This is a genomic window from Ensifer sp. ENS11 (assembly GCF_014851895.1).
GTDB lineage: Bacteria > Pseudomonadota > Alphaproteobacteria > Rhizobiales > Rhizobiaceae > Ensifer > Ensifer canadensis.
This window is the reverse complement of the sequence record NZ_JACVAN010000008.1, coordinates 104,135-123,954: the sequence shown is the minus strand read 5'-3', so window position 1 is coordinate 123,954 and position 19,820 is coordinate 104,135. Positions and strand designations below refer to the sequence as shown.

Genomic DNA, 19,820 nt, shown 5'->3' with positions numbered 1-19,820 from the left:
CAGATATCTGATCAACGGAACAAAAATCATGGCAACAGAAATCCGCGTTCCCACCCTTGGCGAATCCGTCAGTGAAGCGACCGTCGGCACCTGGTTCAAGAAGGTCGGCGATGCCATCAAGGCAGACGAGCCGCTGCTCGAACTCGAAACCGACAAGGTGACGATCGAAGTTCCGGCTCCCTCGGCCGGCGTTCTCTCCGAAATCGTTGCCCTGGCCGGCGAAACCGTCGGTCTCGGTGCGCTGCTTGGCCAGATCGCTGCTGGTTCCGGTGCTGCGGCCGCGCCAGTCGCTGCTGCCGAGAAGAAGGCCGAGCCGGCTGCTGCCGCTCCGGCTGCCCAGCCCGCCGTTGCCGCTGCCGCACCGGCTGCATCGTCGATGCCGCCGGCTCCGTCCGCCGGCAAGCTGCTTGCCGAAAACAACCTCTCGGCCGACCAGGTCGATGGTTCGGGCAAGCGCGGCCAGGTCCTGAAGGGTGATGTGCTCGCCGCGGTCGCCAAGGGCATTTCGGCACCGGCCGCTTCCGAGCCGGTCAAGGTCCAGGCCCGCGCGCCGTCGACTACCGAGGACGTCGTTCGTGAAGAGCGTGTCAAGATGACCCGCCTGCGCCAGACGATCGCCCGTCGCCTCAAGGATGCGCAGAACACCGCCGCCATGCTCACTACCTATAACGAGGTGGACATGAGCGCGGTCATGAGCCTGCGCAACAAGTACAAGGACATCTTCGAGAAGAAGCATGGTGTGAAGCTCGGCTTCATGGGCTTCTTCACCAAGGCCGTCACCCATGCGCTGAAGGAAATCCCTGCCGTCAACGCCGAGATCGACGGCACCGACGTCATCTACAAGAACTTCTGCCACATCGGCGTCGCCGTCGGCACGGACAAGGGTCTTGTCGTACCGGTCGTTCGCGATGCCGACCAGATGTCGATCGCCGAGATCGAGAAGGACATCGGCCGCCTGGGCAAGCTTGCTCGCGATGGCCAGCTCTCCATGGCCGACATGCAGGGCGGCACCTTCACCATCTCCAATGGCGGCGTCTACGGTTCGCTGATGTCTTCGCCGATCCTGAATGCGCCGCAGTCGGGCATTCTCGGCATGCACAAGATCCAGGACCGTCCGGTCGTGGTCGGCGGTCAGATCGTCATCCGTCCGATGATGTACCTGGCGCTGTCCTATGACCACCGCATGGTCGACGGCAAGGAAGCGGTTACCTTCCTCGTCCGCGTCAAGGACAGCCTCGAGGATCCGGAACGTCTGGTTCTCGATCTCTAAGGCAATGACGGGGGCGCAATCGCAGCCCCCGTTTCCTTCTCCGGCCCGTTCTTTCCGGATCCCCTGATGTCGCTGGAACTGACCTACCTGCTCTGGAGTGCCGTCCTCGCCTTCGTCTATGTAATGGCGCAGGCGGGAACCTATAGGCTGCAGAACGGCATCATCGAAGCCGACACCAATCGGGATATGGCGCCCGAGCCGAACGTCCTCACGGGAAGGGCCACCCGGGCGCTGCGCAACTTCCATGAAACCTATCCGGTCTTCATTGCGCTTGCCGTCGTGATCGAGTTTTCGGGTCGAAGCGACGCGCTCAGCCAATGGGGCGCGATGATCTGGTTCTGGGCAAGGGTCGCCTATCTGCCGATCTATATCGGCGGTCTCGGGCTTGTCCGCTCGGCTGTGTGGACGGTGTCTGCCGCCGGGCTCATACTGATGCTGGCAGGTATTCTCGTCTAGAGCGTTTCCGTTTTTCAACGGAGTCTTGGAAACGCTCTATCTATTTGTTTTTACGCATTTCCTGACGGAATCGCTTCGTACTTTTCCTGGAAATGCTCTAGACGGAGGAGCACGACATGGCATTCGGATCCGACGTACCGCCTATCCAGGCACACATCTGCGTCAGGGACGGGTTGGCGGCAATCGCCTTCTACGAGAAGGCATTCGGTGCGGTGAACACGTTCCATCAGATGGCCGAAGACGGCAAGCGCGTGATGCACGCCAACCTGGCGCTGTTCGGCGGCGAGGTCATGATGCATGACGAGTTTCCCGAATTCGGCGGCAGCGTGCTGTCGCCGCTGACCGTCGGCGGCACCGGCGTGGCGATCAGCATCAACCTGCCTCAAGCGGGCGATGTCGATGCGGCCTATGTCCGGGCCATGGCGGCCGGGGCATCGACAGTTCTGGAGCCGCAGGATACGTTCTGGCAGGCGCGTTATGCGCGCATCAGGGATCCCTTCGGCCACGTCTGGGCCTTCAACGCACCGGTCGCACAATCATGAGCCAATATCTTTTCGAACTCGCATCGCTGATGGCGATCTTCACCTTCGCCATCGTCTCGCCCGGCGCCGATCTGGCGATGGTCATGCGCCAGTCGATCGTCCATGGCCGCCGTCAGGCGATCATCACATCCTTCGGTATCGGCAGCTCGCTGATGTTCCACGTGACCTATACGATCCTCGGTCTCGGGCTGATCATTTCGCAGTCGATCTATCTGTTCAACATCGTCAAATGGTGCGGTGTGGCTTACCTGATCTATATCGGGATCAAGGCGCTGCGGGCCGGCCAGACGGAGATTTCGGTCGACGCCGCACCATCAGGCGAACCGGCAAGGAGCCAGTCCGCGATCAAGGCGTTCGGCCTCGGCTTTGCGGCCAATGCGCTCAATCCGAAAGCGGTGTTCTTCTTCCTGTCGATCTTCTCGACGGTCGTTGGCGCCCACACGCCGATCATGATCAAGTTTGGCTACGGACTGGTGATGGCAACCTGCCTCATCCTGTGGTTCGTCGGCGTCAGCCTGTTCATGACCACGCCGCGCATGCGCACCGCCTTCACCCGCGCCAGCAAGTGGATCGACCGCACCAGCGGCCTGGTGTTCATCGCGCTCGGCCTGAAGCTCGCGACCGAGAAGGCCGTCTGATCATGGTCATTGTCCGCTCTCTGCTCGTCGCTGCACTCGGCGCCGTGGTCGCCACGCCGGCGCTTGGCCAGGAATGCAGCCAGGCGCGCGCCATCTATGGCGACCGCGACGGCGCCTATGAACTGCGCTTCGAGCCGGTGGGATCGGAAAGTGCGGTGACGAGCAATCTTTTCAAGATCGCGGTTCTGAAACCGGGCCTGTTGCTCGACGGTGTCGTCATGCCTTCCGGCGAGCCGGAACGCGCGACCGGCATCGTCATGCACAAGTGCCCCACCGGTGACGTCACCGGCGAAGAGCTTCGCAAATGCACCGTCTGGCAGGGGCCTGTCTATTCCGTCGGCAAGACGGGTGCGATCGACGCGATTCCGGCCGAAACCGCGCCGGCTGCACACCAGATCCTGCTGCCGGATTTCGGCCCCGCCCTTCGCGCGTCGAGCGCCTGGGGCAAGGGCAAGGCCGAAACAGACAGCTGGGACGCCTTCACTCTCAAGGGGTGCGCCGCATGAGTGCTGCGCCCGTTGTTCTCGTCACCGGCGGCAGCCGTGGCATCGGGGCAGCTGTCTGCCTCGGCGCCGCCAGAGCCGGCTGGTCCGTCGTCGTGAACTACGCATCGAACGCCGAGGCGGCAGATGCGGTCGTGGCCACGATCCGGAAGGGCGGCGGCTCGGCGGTCGCGGTCAGGGGCGACGTCGGGTCCGATGCGGACATCAAATCGATGTTCGCCGCCGTCGACAAGGCTTTCGGCCGGCTCGACGGGCTGGTCAACAATGCCGGAATCGTCGGCCCGACCCAGCGCATCGACGAAATGTCGGTTGAGCGGCTCGAGCGGATGTTCCGCATCAACGTGACCGGTTCGATCCTGTGCGCCGCAGAAGCCGTTCGCCGCATGTCGACGCGTCACGGCGGCAAGGGCGGCGTGATCGTCAATATCTCGTCGGTTGCGGCCGAACTCGGCTCCCCGGCGCAATATGTCGACTATGCCGCCTCGAAGGGCGCGATCGACACGTTCACGATCGGTCTTGCGCGCGAAGTCGCCACCGAGAACGTGCGCGTCAACGCGGTTCGCCCCGGCATCATCGACACCGAAATCCACGCGTCCGGCGGCCTGCCGGACCGGGCACGCGATCTCGCGTCAACCATCCCCGTCCAGCGACCCGGCACGGCCGAGGAAGTGGCGGATGCGGTTCTTTACCTCCTGTCCGATAAGGCGACTTACGTGACGGGAGCCATTCTCAATGTCAGCGGCGGACGGTAACCGTCCCTGAAGGAAGGATAATCCAATGGCTTATGATCTCATCGTTATCGGCAGCGGCCCGGGCGGCTATGTCTGCGCTATCAAGGCGGCACAGCTCGGCCTGAAGGTTGGCGTCGTTGAAAAGCGCGCCACCTATGGCGGCACCTGCCTCAACATCGGCTGCATTCCGTCGAAGGCCCTGCTGCACGCTTCGGAAATGTTCCACCAGGCCGGCCACGGCCTGGATACGCTCGGCGTCGAAGTCGGCGCGCCGAAGCTCAACCTCGAAAAGATGATGGCGCACAAGGACGCGACGGTTAAGTCCAACGTCGAGGGCGTTTCCTTCCTGTTCAAGAAGAACAAGATCGACGGCATCCAGGGCACCGGCAAGGTGCTCGGCCAGGGTAAGGTCTCGGTGACCAACGACAAGGGCGAAGAGCAGGTCCTGGAGACGAAGAACATCGTCATCGCCACCGGCTCCGACGTTGCTGGCATCCCGGGCGTGTCGGTCGAGATCGACGAGAAGGTGATCATCTCGTCGACCGGCGGCATCGCGCTCGAAAAGGTGCCGGCGAACATGATCGTCGTCGGCGGCGGTGTCATCGGCCTCGAGCTCGGCTCGGTCTGGGCCCGTCTCGGCTCCAAGGTGACCGTGGTCGAATATCTCGACGCGATCCTCGGCGGCATGGACGGCGAAGTCTCCAAGCAGTTCCAGCGCATGCTCGCGAAGCAGGGCATGGAGTTCAAGCTCGGTGCCAAGGTGACCGGCGTCGTCAAGGACGGCAAGGGCGCCAAGGTGACGTACGAGCCTGTCAAGGGCGGTGACGCCGTGACGCTCGATGCCGATGTCGTTCTGATTGCCACCGGCCGCAAGCCCTACACCGACGGTCTTGGCCTTGCCAAAGCCGGTGTCGTCATGGACAAGCACGGCCGCGTCGAGATCGACAACCATTTCCAGACGAGCGTTGTCGGCGTCTACGCCATCGGCGACGTCGTGCGCGGCCCGATGCTGGCGCACAAGGCCGAAGACGAAGGCGTTGCGGTTGCCGAGATCCTCGCAGGTCAGGCCGGCCACGTGAACTACGACGTCATCCCCAGCGTCGTCTACACCCAGCCGGAAGTCGCTTCCGTGGGCAAGACCGAGGAAGAACTGAAGGCAGCGGGCGTCGCCTACAAGGTCGGCAAGTTCCCGTTCACGGCAAATGGCCGTGCGCGGGCGATGCAGGCGACCGATGGTTTCGTCAAGATCCTCGCCGACAAGGAAACCGACCGGGTTCTCGGCGGCCACATCGTCGGCTTCGGCGCCGGCGAGATGATCCACGAGATTGCCGTTCTGATGGAATTCGGTGGCTCGTCGGAAGATCTCGGCCGCACCTGCCATGCGCATCCGACCATGTCGGAAGCGGTCAAGGAAGCGGCGCTGTCGACCTTCTTCAAGCCGATCCATATGTGACGATTTGGCAGGGGGCTGCGACAAGCGGCCCCCTGTCTTGCGCCGACATTAGGCGCGATCATCGACCCCATGCGCTTGCGACGGAAAGCCGTCGCTCTTGGCAATTGCGCAATTCCCGGGAAAACCGTTTCACACGTTTCCTGGAATTGCTCTGGCTGCCGCCACGAGGGATCATGAAACCTAGACCCGCCACCGTTCTTTTGCCGAGCCCGCATCTGCCGGATGCCGATTGGGCTGATCGTTTCGAGCTTGCCCTGAACGGAAAGGGGCTGACGGCGATCGAGGTGGCCGAGCGCTCGCTCGGCAATTCGCCCGCCTGGGTCCGCACCCTGCTTAAGCTTCGCAACCGGGTGGTATCGGTGGTCGGCCTCAAGTCGGAGGCGCCTTCACCGGGCAAGTTTGGCCTTATCGGCCCGTTTCCGGTTCTGTCTCGAAGCGACGATGAGGTCGTGCTCGGCTTCAACGATGCCCATCTCGATTTTCGCATCGTCGTTGACGTCAGGGCGGGATCGGCCGTCAACCAGATCATCGGCATGACGACACTGATCCGGCGTCACAACACGCTCGGGCGCGTCTACCTGGCGGCCGTCATGCCGTTTCACAAGGTCATCGTGCCGACGCTGCTGGCAGGCGCAGCGAGCCCGCCTGGCTGAGCGGCAACACCGCCGCGCCTGTCGAGGATAGAGACCGATCATGCCGCGGCGGCAGACTTGGGGACCGGCTCTTGTGTCAACACCACAGCGCCGCGCGTCTTATTAGACGCGCAAAGGTCGCTGTAGCACTTTGAATTTCTGCATGTTTCCTTAAATCGAATAGGATTTAAGGAAACATTCAGGAGCTTGAAGACGGAACGCGCCCGTGGCCGGCATCCCTGCCGGCCGGTCCGTCAGTTGGCGCGGGTGACGGAGAAGCCCTGGCGCTTAAGCAGTTCGACCAGGCCCTCGTCGCCGGCAAGATGCAGGGCACCGACCGCCATGAAGGCGTTGCCGTTGCCGAGGATCGGTTCGGCGCGCGTCGCCATCGTCTTGTTGCGATCGATAATGATGCGCTGTTCGAAGTCGGCGTAGCTGGCGTCTTCGCTTGCCACATCTTCAGAAACGGCCTTCATCATCGGCATGATCATGCCGGTGTCGCCGGAGAGGTAGAGGTCGGTGGTGGTGGCGAGCACGTCGTCGATCGTCTTGCCAAGGGCGAGCGTCTCGATGAGGGCGCGCAGGTGCAGTTCGGTCGGCAGCGAATCCATTGCGGCCAACTGCTCGATGAGGGTTTCAAGCCCCTTCAGCGTCTTGCCGTGGCTGACGGCGTCTTCGGCAAGCTTCTTGTCGAGGAAGGATGCGCCGGCGGCCTTGCGGGTCATCTCGCAGGCGGGCAGCGCGACGAAGCTCGCAATCATCCAGGGCTTCATCTTGGCAACCAGCGTCAGCGGTATGCCGCGCTCCTTGAGGCCGCGTTCGAGCCGCTCGCGGTCTTCAGGGTTGAGAAAATCGTTGATGGTCTTGTTATCGGCAAACATGGTGAGGTCGGGCCGCATCAGGATGGCGGCGGCCGACTTTTTCTCGTCGATGATCTCGTCCGATTCGATGATGACGGTCGATGCCGTGGCGAAGGCATCGGCGGCACCCGTTGGCATCGCCAGTACGCGCGGATCGGTGACATGCATGGTGCCGAGCAGCCAGGAGGGGGCGATGCCATCCTTCTCGATCTTCCAGAATATGCCCTTGCCGTTCGGGATGGCGTCGGCTTCGGCTTTCAGCCTGGCGAGTTTTGCGGGGTCGGTTTTTTCGAGACCGGTGATGATGTTCGTACCGCCGCAGATGGCTTCGGTCGCGGCGTGCGCCTGCGAGATCGAGGCGACCATCGCAATGAGGCTGGCCGCGAGCAGCAGATGGATAAGCGCGATCAGCCAGAGGGCCATATCGGCGGCCCTGGCCGCGAGGTTACGGGCGGGCTTGGCGATCGAATACATGATCACTTCCTAATGTTCTGCCGAGTCTAGCGGACCCTACGCTTCGTTGGTCACGGCTTCCTTAATAGGTATGGTTAACCTGCCCCTCCGCCCAAATTCAGGCGCGCGGATGAGCCCGGTCGTAGATCTCCAGCAGCCGCGTCGAGTCGACGCCGGTATAGACCTGTGTCGTTGACAGGCTGGCGTGGCCCAGCAGTTCCTGGATGGTTCTGAGATCGCCGCCGCCGGCCAGCAGATGCGTGGCGAAGGAGTGGCGCAGCGCATGCGGCGTGGCCGTGTCGGGCAGGCCGAGGGCGCCGCGCAGCTTCTGCATCTCGCGCTGGATGATGGCCGGCTGAAGTTTCGCCCCGCGCGTGCCGCGGAACATCGGCTCGCCGGCGCCGGCATGGTAGGGGCAGAGCTTGAGATAGGTCGCGACCGCGTCGCGCGCCACAGCCATGAGCGGCACGATGCGGGTCTTGCCGCCCTTGCCGGTGACGCGCAGCGAGGATGGCGTGCCGGCGAAATCGCCCGGCGTCAGATCGAGCGCCTCGGAAATGCGCAAGCCGCAGCCGTAGAGCAGCGTCAGCACGGCGGCGTTGCGCGCGGCCACCCACGGCTCTTCGGCAAGCTGCGCGTCCGTCGTGACGACATTGAGTGCCTCGCGGTCCGTCAGCGGCTTAGGCAGCGATTTCGGCTGCTTCGGCGAACGGACGGCCGCGGCACCGGCGGCATTGGCAAGTCCGATGCGTTCGAGATAGCGCAGAAAGGAGCGCAGGCCGGCTAGGCCCCGGCCGAGCGTGCGCGCGCCCGCACCGCCCTTGCGACGCTGGGCGAGAAAGCCGCGAAGGTCGGCCGGCCGCAATGTGCTGATGTCTGAAAGACGGGGCGGGCCGGCGAGATGGCCGGTGAGGAATGTGAGGAATTGTCGCGTGTCGCGCTCATAGGCGTCGACGGTATTGTCGGACAGGCGGCGCTCCTGCAAGAGCCCTTGCAGCCATCTCTGGCGCTCTGCAAGCAGGTCTGGATGGCCGATGACGAGCAGCTCGTTCATTGTCGCTTTCCAAGGTGGTCGGTCATCGACAATGCCCTGAAGCCTCTTATGTTTTTGCTAACGTAGCCTTGGATTTTGTCATCCTTCGATCATATTGAGTTGCGATGTTCAGCCGCAAAGAATCGGATGAAACCATGGCGGGACGGGATTCGGTGAACGGATTCGCGCATTTTGCTGAAGTGATCGCCCTGGTCTCGCAAGGGCAGCCCGGCCACATCGTCGATACACTCATTGCCGAACGCGGCCAGAGGATCGTCAGGAGCCCGATGTGGCCCGTTATCCGGCCCTTTCTCTACACGCTTCTGAACTACCGAAAGGCGCTGGAATTCGCCGACGCCGTGGCCAACGTGCCGGGCTTCCATGCCTTCGAGCATCTGAGTTCGCTTCTCTCACTCGACGTGCGTGTCGATAGGGCCGAGCGCATTCCTGCCAAGGGCGGGTTCCTGCTGGTCAGCAATCATCCGACCGGGATTGCCGACGGCATCGCCGTCTTCGATCTCCTGAAGACGCGGCGGCCGGACATGATGTTCTTCGCCAACCGCGACGCGATCCGCGTCAACCCGCGTTTCGTTGAGATGGTCATTCCGGTCGAATGGCGCGAAGAGCACAAGAGCAAGCTCAAGGCCCGTGAAACGCTGCAGGTGACCAACCGAGCGATCGGCGAGGGCAAGGCGACGGTGCTGTTTCCCTCCGGCCGCATCGCCTACTGGGCCGATGGCCGTCTCAACGAGCGGCCGTGGAAGACGTCGGCGGTCGGCTTTGCGCGCAAATACGGCCTGCCGATCCTGCCGGTTCATATGAGCGCGCGCAACTCCGGCCTGTTCTACTGGTTTGCCAAGTGGTCGACCGAACTGCGCGACATGACGGTGTTCCACGAGTTGCTCAACAAGAAGGGTGACCTCTTCGATTTCCGCATCGGCAACCTCATTGCGCCAGAGGCGCTGGACGGGGACGCTGTCGACGTGACGAAGGCACTGGAACGTCACACGGTGTCCGAACTGGCGCGCGACGCCGATGCGGTGTTTCGGCCGATGGTGCGCGCTTCCGTTGCCTGCTGATCCCTTCATGTGATGGCGGGAATGCGCTAAAGCAGAGCTATGCTGCTTCGTTCGATGTTCGCCGAAAATTACCGTTCCCTGAAGTCGATCCGCATGGATCTGACCGGTGTCAATTTGTTTATCGGCGAGAACGGCGTCGGCAAATCCAATCTCTATCGCGCGCTGCAACTGGTGCAGGCGGCTGTGCGCGGCAACCTTGCCCATGAGATCGCCAAGGAGGGCGGCATGTCGTCCGCACTTTGGAGCGGTCGGCGACGGGCCGACAAACCGGCGCGCATCCGGCTCGAGACGGAGTTGATGGACGAGGAGCGGGCCATCACCTTCCGCTACAGGATCGAAGCCGGCTTGCGTCCGCCAAAGGCGGCGGCAGGATTTGCCTATGAACCGCAGGTCAAGGAAGAAGAGCTGAGCGTCGAGACCGGACGACGTCCGGTGACGATGATGAAGCGCGCCGGTCCCGGCATCTTCGTGCGCGGCGACCGCGGGCGGATGGAGGACTATCCCGAGCAGGCGCTGCAATCGGAGACGGCCATCGCGCTGTTGGGCGATGCCGGGCACTATCCCGAGATCGGCACCTTCCGCCGGGCCGTCGATCAGTGGCGGTTCTTCCACGGCTTCCGCACCGATCGCGATTCACCCCTGCGCCTGCCGTGCCTTGCGGTCACCGCGCCGATGCTGGACGAGGACGGTACCAACATGGCGGCGGTCTTTGCGACACTGCGCCATACCCGCGAGGACACCGTCGATCTCGACCGCGCCATCGCCGATGCCTTCGGCGGCGCCTATCTGGACGTGCCGCATCCGGGTCAGTTTGCTGAATTCTCGCTGGTCTTTCCCGATTTCCCGCAGCGGCCGTTTTCGACGCGTGAGCTGTCTGACGGGCAGATGCGGTTTCTGGCGCTTGCGGCAGCGTTGCTTTCCTATCGCCGTCCGCCCTTCATCGCGCTCAACGAGCCGGAAACCAGCCTGCATCCGGATATGCTGCCGGCGCTCGCCGACATGATCGCCAGTGCTTCGCGCGACAGCCAGATCTGGATCGTCACCCATTCGGAGCGTCTGGCCGATGCCATCCGCGAGCGTTGCGGCGTTCGCGCCCGCCGGGTGATCCGCAAGGACAGCGCCACCTGGATCGACGGCATGCGGCTCACCGGCCTGATGGACGACGATGACGCATAAAAAAGGCCCCGCATCGCTGCGGAGCCTTCGAATCTTTATCGCGAAAAGATCAGGCGATCTTCTGGCCGGTCTTCGCCCAATCGGCGAGGAAGGTTTCGAGACCCTTGTCGGTCAGCGGGTGCTTGACCAGTGCCTTCAGTGTTGCCGGCGGTGCGGTGACGACATCGGCGCCGATGAGGGCAGCTTCCTTGACGTGGTTCACGGTGCGGATCGAGGCGGCGAGAATTTCGGTCTCGTAGCCGTAGTTGTCGAAGATGTGGCGGATTTCGCGGATCAGGTCCATGCCGTCGAACGCGATGTCGTCGAGGCGGCCGACGAAGGGCGAAACGAAGGTCGCGCCGGCCTTGGCGGCAAGCAGCGCCTGGTTGGCCGAGAAGCACAGCGTCACGTTGGTCTGATGACCGTCAGACGTCAGGGCCTTGCAGGCCTTGAGGCCGTCAAGCGTCAGCGGCAGCTTGATGCAGATGTTGTCGGCGATCTTCGAAAGAACGGCCGCTTCCTTCATCATCTCGGCGTATTCGGTGGCGGTCACTTCGGCCGAAACCGGGCCCTCGACGATGCCGCAGATTTCCTTGGTGACTTCGGTGATGTCACGGCCCGACTTGAGGATCAGCGAAGGGTTGGTGGTCACGCCATCAAGGAGGCCGAGATCGTTCAGCTCACGGATTTCCTTGACGTCGGCGGTATCAACGAAAAATTTCATGGGGTCACTCCCTTGGGGCACGATTGCCGTTCGGGCGCATATCTACCGGGAGGAATTCCTTTGGCAGAGAACGCGCGCGTTGAAACTCTGGTGGAACCGTGAGAAACCCTGCGCCGGCAAGGCTGCGGTTCGCAGCGCAGTTTTCTTTAACCGAAACACGTGGCAAGGTCACGGCAAAATGACTCGCGATTCAACCGATTTATTCGGGCCTGTTTCCGGCCGTCGCGTCGTGCCAGTTCTGGTGCCGATGCCGGCCTCGAAGGCCTATTCCTACGCGGTGCCTGATGGCATGGCGGTCGAGCCAGGCTCGATCGTCCAGGTGCCGCTCGGCCCCCGTCTGGTCGTGGGCGTCGTCTGGGATGGCGATGATGATGGCAGCGTCGATCCGAAGAAGCTGAAGTCGATCGAAAAGGTCTTCGACTGCCCACCGTTGACGCCCGACATGCGCAGCTTTCTCGACTGGGTGGCGACCTATACCGTGACGCCGCCAGGTCTGGTGGCGCGCATGGCGCTGCGCGCGCCGGCGGCCTTCGATCCGGAACCGATGGTAGAGGCGCTGCGGCTGACCGACATGCGCCCGGAGCGCATGACGACGGCCCGCGAGCGTGTCATCGCAGCGGCCGGCGACGGCTTTGCCTGGACCCGTTCGGGCCTTGCCCATGCGGCCGGTGCGTCATCGAGCGTCATCGACGGCCTTGCCCAGCAGGGCGTCTTCGAGACCGTCTTCATGGCGCCGCCGCCTGTAGTAGCGGCTCCCGACCCGGAATTCGCCGCCCACCGGCTCGAAGGACCGCAGAAGGATGCGGCTGCCGACCTTTTGGCCGCTGTCGAGCAGGGCGGGTTTTCGGTGTCGCTGATCGACGGCATCACCGGCTCGGGCAAGACCGAAGTTTATTTCGAAGCGATTGCCGCGACGCTCAGGGCCGGCAAGCAGGTGCTGATCCTGCTGCCCGAAATCGCCCTGACCGCAAGCTTCCTCGAACGCTTCCAGGATCGCTTCGGCAGCAAGCCGGCCGAGTGGCACTCGGATCTCGCGCCGCGGACGCGCGAAAAAGTCTGGCGGCAGGTGACGACCGGCACGGTGCGCGTGGTCGCGGGTGCCCGCTCGGCGCTGTTCCTGCCGTTCGAGGAACTGGGCCTGATCATCGTCGATGAAGAACACGACCCCGCCTACAAGCAGGAGGACCGGGTGTTCTACAATGCCCGCGACATGGCCGTGGTGCGCGGGCGCATCACCGGTTTTCCGGTGGTGCTTGTTTCGGCAACGCCATCGGTCGAAAGCCGGGTCAATGGCGAGGTTGGTCGCTATAAACCGATCCATCTGCCGACCCGCTTCGGCGATGCGGCGCTGCCGCGGCTCGGCGTCGTCGACATGCGCCAGCATCCGCCAGCGCGCGGCGGGTTCCTGTCGCCGGTTCTCATCAACCAGATCGGCAAGGCCGTCGAGCGTGGCGAGCAGGCGCTGCTGTTTCTCAATCGGCGCGGTTATGCGCCGCTGACCCTTTGCCGCGTCTGCGGCCATCGCTTCCAGTGCCCTGATTGTTCGAGCTGGCTGGTCGAGCATCGCTTCCGCGGCCAGATCCAGTGCCACCATTGCGGCTATGCGGAAAAGACACCCGAGGCCTGCCCGGAATGCGGCACCTTCGATCACTTGGTTGCCTGCGGTCCGGGTGTGGAGCGCATCGCCGAAGAGGTCGAGCGCCATTTTCCAGAGGCGCGCACGATCGTGCTCTCCTCCGATCTGATGGGCGTGAAGCGCCTACGGCTGGAACTGGAGGCGATTGCGCGTGGCGAAGCGGATATCGTCATCGGCACGCAGCTTGTCGCTAAGGGCCACAATTTTCCGCTGATGACGCTGGTCGGCATCATCGATGCCGATCTCGGGCTTGCCAATGGCGATCCGCGAGCGGCGGAGCGCACGTTCCAGCTCTTGTCGCAGGTGACCGGGCGCGCCGGCCGAACGGGTTTGAAGAGCCTCGGCCTGCTGCAGACCTACCAGCCGCAGCACCCGGTGATGCAGGCGATCGTCTCGGGCGATGCGGATGCCTTTTACGACCGCGAGATCGCCGAGCGCGAAAAGGCGCTGCTGCCGCCGTTCGGCCGGCTGGCGTCGCTGATCGTATCGGCCGATACGCGCCAGGATGCCGAGACCCACGCCCGCGGACTTCGAAGTGCAGCGCCGCGCACCGATGGCATTTCGATCCTCGGTCCGGCCGAGGCGCCGCTGGCGCTGATCCGCGGCCGCCATCGGTTCCGGCTTTTGGTGCACGGGCGCCGCAACAGCGACATGCAGGCCTTCGTCAAGGCAATGATTGCCGCCGGCCCGAAGGAGCGCGGCTCGATCAGCGTTCAGCTCGACATCGATCCCCAGAGTTTCCTGTGATCGCGGCCGTGAATGGCCCGTGGGCGATTCACAATGGCTGCAACATGCGCTAGAGGTCTGGGACGCTTCGCTCACGGGGACTGGTCCCGTGGCGACGTGATCAAGATCGGCGCTCATCTGCGGGAACGGGGCATGGAGTTCTATATTCCGACGGAAACCGGCGAGTTCCTCGCCTTCTGTGCGGCGGCGGTGGCGGCGCTGATCGGTGTCGTCATGCTGTTTGCGCCGCGGCTTACCTTTCGCGCCGCCGGCATCGGCATTGCCGAAGGCCGTCGCGGCGGTCTGGCCGAGGCGCGCTCGACCATGGGCGGCATGCATGCCGGCCTTGGCCTTGCCGCCATCCTGCTGGCGCAGCCGATGGTCTACCTCGCTGTCGGCGCCGCTTTTGCGCTCGCCGCCTTCGGCCGCATTCTCTCCATGATGAGCGACAACGGCGGCACGCTCTACAACTGGGTGGCGCTCCTGGTGCAGGCCGCACTTGCCATACTTCCGCTCGCTTATGTCTTCGGAATGATCTGACCGCCGCCCTCGCGTTTTCGCGATTCACATCCTCAGAAACCAATTTACGGCAAAATTCGGCCAATCCGGGTCGACTTATGCCGCATTCCTGCCGTTCGCGTGTTGCGAGTCCAAACATCCTATGCTAGACGAACCGCGAATTGCGGGGGAAGTGGGTCGCCAGGCCTCGATATCCTGCAAATTATTGCAGCAAATTCAAAACGTTAAGTTGACGGCTCGCCGCCACCACCGTTCTTGGATGAAATTGAGAGAAGCTTGTGCCCGTGGCAGACACATCCCAGCTTATTTCCGGTGTTGCAGAAAGGTATGCGTCCTCGCTTTTTGACCTCGCTCTCGAAGCGGGTTCCGTCGAGGCGGTCGGTGCGGATCTTACCCGCGTCCAGGCCCTGATCGACGGCAGCGATGACCTGAAGCGGCTGATCGTAAGCCCCGTCTTTTCTGCCGACGACCAGTTCAAGGCCATTTCGGCGATCTCCGCCAAGGCCGGTATTTCTGGTCTCGTCGGTAACTTCCTCAAGGTTGTTGCACGCAATCGCCGCCTCTTCACGCTGCCGGGCATGATCAAGGCGTTTCGCCTGATCGCCGCGCGCCACCGGGGTGAAATCTCCGCCGACGTAATGTCGGCCCATGCGCTCACTGCAGCGCAGGAAACTGAATTGAAGGCGACGCTCAAGAGCGTCACCGGCAAAGACGTGACTGTTAACGTCACCGTCGACCCGTCTATTCTTGGAGGTCTGATCGTCAAGGTCGGGTCCCGCCAGATTGACACCTCCCTTCGCACCAAACTCTCTACCCTTAAGCTTGCACTGAAAGAGGTCGGCTGATGGATATCCGCGCCGCGGAAATTTCCGCAATTCTTAAAGATCAGATCAAAAATTTCGGCCAGGAAGCAGAAGTCTCCGAAGTCGGCCAGGTGCTTTCCGTCGGTGACGGTATCGCCCGCGTCTACGGCCTCGACAATGTTCAGGCAGGCGAGATGGTCGAATTCCCGGGTGGAATTCGCGGCATGGCGCTGAACCTCGAAGCCGACAACGTCGGCGTCGTTATTTTCGGTTCGGACCGTGACATCAAGGAAGGCGACACCGTTAAGCGGACCGGCGCCATCGTGGACGTTCCGGTTGGTCCGGAACTGCTCGGCCGCGTCGTCGACGCGCTCGGCAACCCGATCGACGGCAAGGGCCCGATCAACGCCAAGCAGCGCTCGCGCGTTGACGTCAAGGCTCCTGGTATCATTCCGCGCAAGTCGGTGCATGAGCCGATGTCGACCGGCCTCAAGGCCATTGACGCCCTCATCCCGGTTGGCCGTGGCCAGCGCGAGCTCGTCATCGGCGACCGCCAGACCGGCAAGACCGCGATCATCCTCGACACGATCCTCAACCAGAAGGCCATTCACGACAATGGTCCGGAAGGCGACAAGCTGTATTGCGTCTACGTCGCAATCGGCCAGAAGCGTTCGACGGTTGCCCAGTTCGTGAAGGTTCTGGAAGAGCGTGGCGCTCTTCAGTACTCGATCATCGTTGCTGCGACCGCATCCGACCCGGCTCCGATGCAGTACCTCGCACCGTTTGCAGGTTGCGCGATGGGCGAATACTTCCGCGACAACGGCAAGCATGCCCTGATCGGCTACGACGACCTGTCGAAGCAGGCCGTTTCCTACCGTCAGATGTCGCTCCTGCTGCGCCGCCCGCCGGGCCGCGAAGCTTACCCGGGCGACGTTTTCTACCTGCACTCCCGCCTGCTCGAGCGCGCTGCAAAGCTCTCGGACGACAATGGTGGCGGTTCGCTGACGGCTCTGCCGGTCATTGAAACGCAGGGCAACGACGTTTCCGCGTTCATTCCGACCAACGTGATCTCGATCACCGACGGCCAGATCTTCCTTGAAACCGACCTGTTCTACCAGGGCATCCGTCCGGCCGTTAACGTCGGTCTGTCGGTTTCGCGCGTCGGTTCCGCCGCGCAGATCAAGGCGATGAAGCAGGTTGCCGGCTCGATCAAGGGCGAACTCGCTCAGTACCGCGAAATGGCGGCCTTTGCGCAGTTCGGTTCGGACCTCGATGCTGCTACGCAGCGTCTGTTGAACCGCGGTGCACGCCTGACCGAACTCCTGAAGCAGCCGCAGTTCTCGCCGCTGAAGACGGAAGAGCAGGTTGCTGTCATCTTCGCAGGCGTCAACGGTTACCTCGACAAGCTGCCGGTCAATCAGGTCGGCAAGTTCGAGCAGGGCCTGCTTTCGTACATGCGTTCGGAAGGTAAGGACATCCTGGAAACCATCCGCAAGGACAAGGCGATCTCCGACGACGTCAAGGGCAAGCTGAAGGCTGCAATCGACAGCTTCGCCAAGTCTTTCGCCTGAGCGGATTTCATTTAGGACGGATAACGGATGCCTTCACTTAAGGATCTGAAGAACCGGATCGCCTCCGTCAAGGCGACGCAGAAGATCACCAAGGCGATGAAAATGGTCGCCGCGGCGAAGCTTCGGCGTGCGCAGGAGGCGGCCGAGGCCGCCCGGCCTTACTCGCAGCGCATGGCTGCCGTTCTCGCCAACATCGCCCAGGCGGTTGGCGCGGACGACGATGCGCCGCAGCTGATGACCGGCACCGGCAAGGACGATACGCATCTTCTGGTCGTCTGCACGGCGGAACGCGGTCTTTGCGGCGGCTTCAACTCGCAGATCGCCCGCCACGCTCGCGACCACCTTCGCAAGCTGCTTGCCGCCGGCAAGACGGTGAAGATCATCTGCGTCGGCAAGAAGGGCTTCGATATTCTGCGTCGCGAATACGCGTCGCTGATCATCGATCGTATCGACCTGCGTGAGGTCAAGAAGATCGGCTTCCAGAATGCCGACCAGATCGGCCACAAGGTCATCGCGCTCTTTGAAAAGGGCGAGTTCGATGTCTGCACGCTGTTCTATTCTGAGTTCAAGTCCGTTATCGCCCAGATTCCGACGGCACAGCAACTGATCCCCGCTTCGGCCGGCCCGGTCGCAGTGGAAGCATCGGATGCTTCGGCCGTCTACGAATATGAGCCGGACGCGGGCGCGATCCTGAGCGACCTCATTCCGCGCAACATTTCGGTGCAGATCTTCCGGGCCCTGCTCGAGAACGTCGCCGGCGAAATGGGCGCAAAGATGAGCGCGATGGACAATGCGACGCGCAATGCTGGTGACATGATCAATAAGCTGACGCTGAACTACAACCGTCAGCGCCAGGCTCAGATCACCAAGGAACTCATTGAAATCATCTCGGGCGCGGAAGCGCTCTAAGGTTACGAGAAGAGGGTAAGGATTATGGCTAAGGCAGCTACCCCGAAAGAAACCGCAGCGGCGAAGAAGCCGGCTGCACCGAGGAAGGCAGCTTCCGCCAAGACCGCAGTTGCGGCAGCCGGCGCTGTCGGTCGCGTAACGCAGGTCATCGGCGCCGTCGTCGACGTTGTGTTCGACGAAGGCCAGCTTCCGCAGATCCTGAACGCACTGGAAACCGAGAACCACGGTAACCGCCTCGTTCTCGAAGTCGCGCAGCACCTCGGCGAAAACGCCGTCCGCACGATCGCCATGGACTCGACCGAAGGTCTCGTCCGCGGTCAGCCGGTCACCGACACCGGGGCACCGATCACGGTTCCGGTTGGCGATGAAACGCTCGGCCGCATCATGAACGTCATCGGCGAGCCGGTCGACGAAGCTGGTCCGCTGATCACGTCGGGCAAGCGCGCCATCCACCAGGACGCGCCGTCCTACGTCGAGCAGTCGACGGAAGCGCAGATCCTCGTCACCGGCATCAAGGTCGTCGACCTTCTCGCTCCTTACGCAAAGGGCGGCAAGATCGGCCTCTTCGGTGGCGCAGGCGTCGGCAAGACCGTTCTCATCATGGAACTGATCAACAACGTCGCCAAGGCGCACGGTGGTTACTCGGTATTTGCTGGCGTGGGTGAACGTACCCGCGAAGGCAACGACCTCTACCACGAAATGATCGAGTCCGGCGTTAACAAGCTCGGCGGCGGCGAAGGCTCGAAGGCAGCCCTCGTTTACGGCCAGATGAACGAACCGCCGGGCGCCCGCGCTCGCGTCGCTCTGACCGGTCTGACGATCGCTGAAGACTTCCGCGACAAGGGCCAGGACGTTCTGTTCTTCGTCGACAACATCTTCCGCTTCACCCAGGCAGGCTCCGAAGTTTCGGCTCTGCTCGGCCGTATTCCATCGGCCGTGGGTTACCAGCCGACGCTGGCGACCGACATGGGTCAGATGCAGGAACGCATCACCACGACGACCAAGGGTTCGATCACCTCGGTTCAGGCCATTTACGTTCCGGCCGACGACTTGACCGACCCGGCGCCGGCAACCTCGTTCGCCCACCTGGACGCAACGACGGTTCTGTCGCGCTCGATCGCTGAAAAGGGCATCTACCCGGCCGTTGACCCGCTCGACTCCACGTCGCGCATGCTGGACCCGATGATCGTCGGCGAAGAGCACTACGAGATTTCGCGTAAGGTCCAGACGACCCTGCAGCGTTACAAGTCTCTCCAGGACATCATCGCCATCCTGGGCATGGACGAACTGTCGGAAGAGGACAAGCTGGCCGTCGCCCGCGCTCGTAAGATCGAACGCTTCCTGTCGCAGCCGTTCTTCGTGGCCGAAGTCTTCACCGGTTCTCCGGGCAAGCTCGTCGCTCTCGAAGACACGATCAAGGGCTTCAAGGGCCTCGTCAACGGCGACTACGACCATCTTCCGGAAGCCGCGTTCTACATGGTCGGCTCGATCGAAGAAGCGGTCGAAAAGGCCAAGAAGCTGGCTGCAGAAGCCGCTTGATAGCATCGTGAGCCTCGGCGCAGCGATGCGCCGAGGCTTTCATCCTGCGTTCCGCCATATTGCGGAGCAGGGAAGACATGCACAGCCTGCCACCTCAGGTGGCGCGCCCACGAGAAGTGAATGGTCATGGCCGACAGTTTCAATTTTGAGCTTGTTTCCCCCGAGCGCCTGCTCCTCTCCGAGAAGGTGACGGAAGTCGTCATTCCGGCGACCGAGGGCGAGATGACCGTGATGGCCAATCATGCCCCGACAATGACGACGGTGAAGCCCGGCGTCGTTACCGTGAAAACGGCTGACGGCAAGACCGAGCGGTTCGCCGTCTTCGGCGGCTTTGCCGATATCCTGCCGACCGGCTGCACTCTGCTTGCCGAATCCGCCGTGCACGTCGACGAACTCGACCGCACCGCGCTTGAAAAGCGCATCGAGGCGGTCCGTGCCGAGCTGGACGGTGCCGGCGACGAGAAGAAGACGCGCGCCGAGCAGTTCATCGCCGAACTGACGAAGCTCGGGGAAATCGTGATCCCGGCCTGAAAGGGACATCCCGACGGGATAAACCAATGAAAAAGCCCCGCCTTCGAGCGGGGTTTT

The 19,820-nt window shown here is 62.7% G+C and carries 20 protein-coding genes; 17 read left to right on the top strand and 3 right to left on the bottom strand.

Annotated features, from left to right (window positions below):
• Positions 1–28: 28 nt before the first annotated feature.
• From odhB to IB264_RS17300, 8 genes are all read left to right on the top strand, one after another.
• Positions 29–1,270: a 2-oxoglutarate dehydrogenase complex dihydrolipoyllysine-residue succinyltransferase gene (gene odhB / locus IB264_RS17335; RefSeq protein ID WP_025425082.1), complete on the top strand. Its 1,242-nt coding sequence runs from the start codon at positions 29–31 to the stop codon at positions 1,268–1,270.
• A 66-nt stretch (positions 1,271–1,336) separates the two neighbouring features.
• Entirely contained in the window at positions 1,337–1,726 is a 390-nt protein-coding gene (locus IB264_RS17330; RefSeq protein ID WP_025425081.1) for an MAPEG family protein, read from the top strand.
• Positions 1,727–1,842: 116 nt separating this feature from the next.
• The gene (locus tag IB264_RS17325; RefSeq protein WP_025425080.1) at positions 1,843–2,268 is read left to right on the top strand and encodes a VOC family protein; all 426 of its coding nucleotides are present in this window, start codon (positions 1,843–1,845) and stop codon (positions 2,266–2,268) included.
• Complete coding sequence (locus tag IB264_RS17320) at positions 2,265–2,906, top strand: LysE family translocator (protein ID WP_025425079.1); 642 nt, start codon at positions 2,265–2,267, stop codon at positions 2,904–2,906. Before IB264_RS17325 ends, IB264_RS17320 begins: the two co-directional genes overlap by 4 nt.
• Before the next feature lie 2 nt (positions 2,907–2,908).
• Positions 2,909–3,412 carry a hypothetical protein gene (locus tag IB264_RS17315; RefSeq protein WP_025425078.1) on the top strand — a complete coding sequence of 168 codons (504 nt, stop codon included), beginning with the start codon at positions 2,909–2,911 and terminating at the stop codon, positions 3,410–3,412.
• Entirely contained in the window at positions 3,409–4,161 is a 753-nt protein-coding gene (locus IB264_RS17310) for an SDR family oxidoreductase (protein ID WP_025425077.1), read from the top strand. Before IB264_RS17315 ends, IB264_RS17310 begins: the two co-directional genes overlap by 4 nt.
• Before the next feature lie 25 nt (positions 4,162–4,186).
• Complete coding sequence (gene lpdA, locus IB264_RS17305) at positions 4,187–5,593, top strand: dihydrolipoyl dehydrogenase (RefSeq protein ID WP_025425076.1); 1,407 nt, start codon at positions 4,187–4,189, stop codon at positions 5,591–5,593.
• A gap of 173 nt (positions 5,594–5,766) precedes the next feature.
• Positions 5,767–6,246, top strand: coding sequence for a DUF2867 domain-containing protein (locus IB264_RS17300; protein ID WP_025425075.1), 480 nt, complete (start codon positions 5,767–5,769; stop codon positions 6,244–6,246).
• Between the two features lie 233 nt (positions 6,247–6,479).
• Here IB264_RS17300 and IB264_RS17295 read toward each other — a convergent pair whose 3' ends face one another.
• Both IB264_RS17295 and IB264_RS17290 read right to left on the bottom strand, forming a co-directional pair.
• Positions 6,480–7,559: a TraB/GumN family protein gene (locus IB264_RS17295; RefSeq protein WP_025425074.1), complete on the bottom strand. Its 1,080-nt coding sequence runs from the start codon at positions 7,557–7,559 to the stop codon at positions 6,480–6,482.
• A gap of 97 nt (positions 7,560–7,656) precedes the next feature.
• Positions 7,657–8,592: a tyrosine recombinase XerC gene (locus IB264_RS17290; protein WP_025425073.1), complete on the bottom strand. Its 936-nt coding sequence runs from the start codon at positions 8,590–8,592 to the stop codon at positions 7,657–7,659.
• Between the two features lie 134 nt (positions 8,593–8,726).
• Here IB264_RS17290 and IB264_RS17285 point away from each other — a divergent pair, with 134 nt between their 5' ends.
• The gene (locus tag IB264_RS17285; protein WP_025425072.1) at positions 8,727–9,650 is read left to right on the top strand and encodes a GNAT family N-acetyltransferase; all 924 of its coding nucleotides are present in this window, start codon (positions 8,727–8,729) and stop codon (positions 9,648–9,650) included.
• Positions 9,651–9,689: 39 nt separating this feature from the next.
• Complete coding sequence (locus IB264_RS17280) at positions 9,690–10,826, top strand: AAA family ATPase (RefSeq protein WP_025425071.1); 1,137 nt, start codon at positions 9,690–9,692, stop codon at positions 10,824–10,826.
• Between the two features lie 49 nt (positions 10,827–10,875).
• Here the strand turns inward: IB264_RS17280 and fsa are convergent, their stop codons facing one another.
• A complete protein-coding gene (gene fsa, locus IB264_RS17275; protein ID WP_025425070.1) occupies positions 10,876–11,529 on the bottom strand; it encodes a fructose-6-phosphate aldolase in 654 nt (217 codons plus the stop codon).
• Between the two features lie 178 nt (positions 11,530–11,707).
• On the opposite strand from fsa, the gene IB264_RS17270 reads away from it, so the two are divergent.
• The 7 genes from IB264_RS17270 to IB264_RS17240 all read left to right on the top strand — a co-directional run bounded on the left by IB264_RS17270 (position 11,708) and on the right by IB264_RS17240 (position 19,763).
• Entirely contained in the window at positions 11,708–13,912 is a 2,205-nt protein-coding gene (locus tag IB264_RS17270; protein ID WP_025425069.1) for a primosomal protein N', read from the top strand.
• Positions 13,913–14,044: 132 nt separating this feature from the next.
• A complete protein-coding gene (locus tag IB264_RS17265; RefSeq protein WP_025425068.1) occupies positions 14,045–14,431 on the top strand; it encodes a hypothetical protein in 387 nt (128 codons plus the stop codon).
• A 257-nt stretch (positions 14,432–14,688) separates the two neighbouring features.
• Positions 14,689–15,255 carry a F0F1 ATP synthase subunit delta gene (locus IB264_RS17260; protein ID WP_025425067.1) on the top strand — a complete coding sequence of 189 codons (567 nt, stop codon included), beginning with the start codon at positions 14,689–14,691 and terminating at the stop codon, positions 15,253–15,255.
• Positions 15,255–16,784 carry a F0F1 ATP synthase subunit alpha gene (gene atpA, locus IB264_RS17255; protein ID WP_025425066.1) on the top strand — a complete coding sequence of 510 codons (1,530 nt, stop codon included), beginning with the start codon at positions 15,255–15,257 and terminating at the stop codon, positions 16,782–16,784. Before IB264_RS17260 ends, atpA begins: the two co-directional genes overlap by 1 nt.
• Before the next feature lie 27 nt (positions 16,785–16,811).
• Positions 16,812–17,693, top strand: coding sequence for a F0F1 ATP synthase subunit gamma (locus IB264_RS17250; protein WP_025425065.1), 882 nt, complete (start codon positions 16,812–16,814; stop codon positions 17,691–17,693).
• A 24-nt stretch (positions 17,694–17,717) separates the two neighbouring features.
• Positions 17,718–19,232, top strand: coding sequence for a F0F1 ATP synthase subunit beta (atpD, locus tag IB264_RS17245; protein ID WP_025425064.1), 1,515 nt, complete (start codon positions 17,718–17,720; stop codon positions 19,230–19,232).
• A 126-nt stretch (positions 19,233–19,358) separates the two neighbouring features.
• Positions 19,359–19,763: a F0F1 ATP synthase subunit epsilon gene (locus IB264_RS17240; RefSeq protein ID WP_025425063.1), complete on the top strand. Its 405-nt coding sequence runs from the start codon at positions 19,359–19,361 to the stop codon at positions 19,761–19,763.
• Positions 19,764–19,820: the final 57 nt, after the last annotated feature.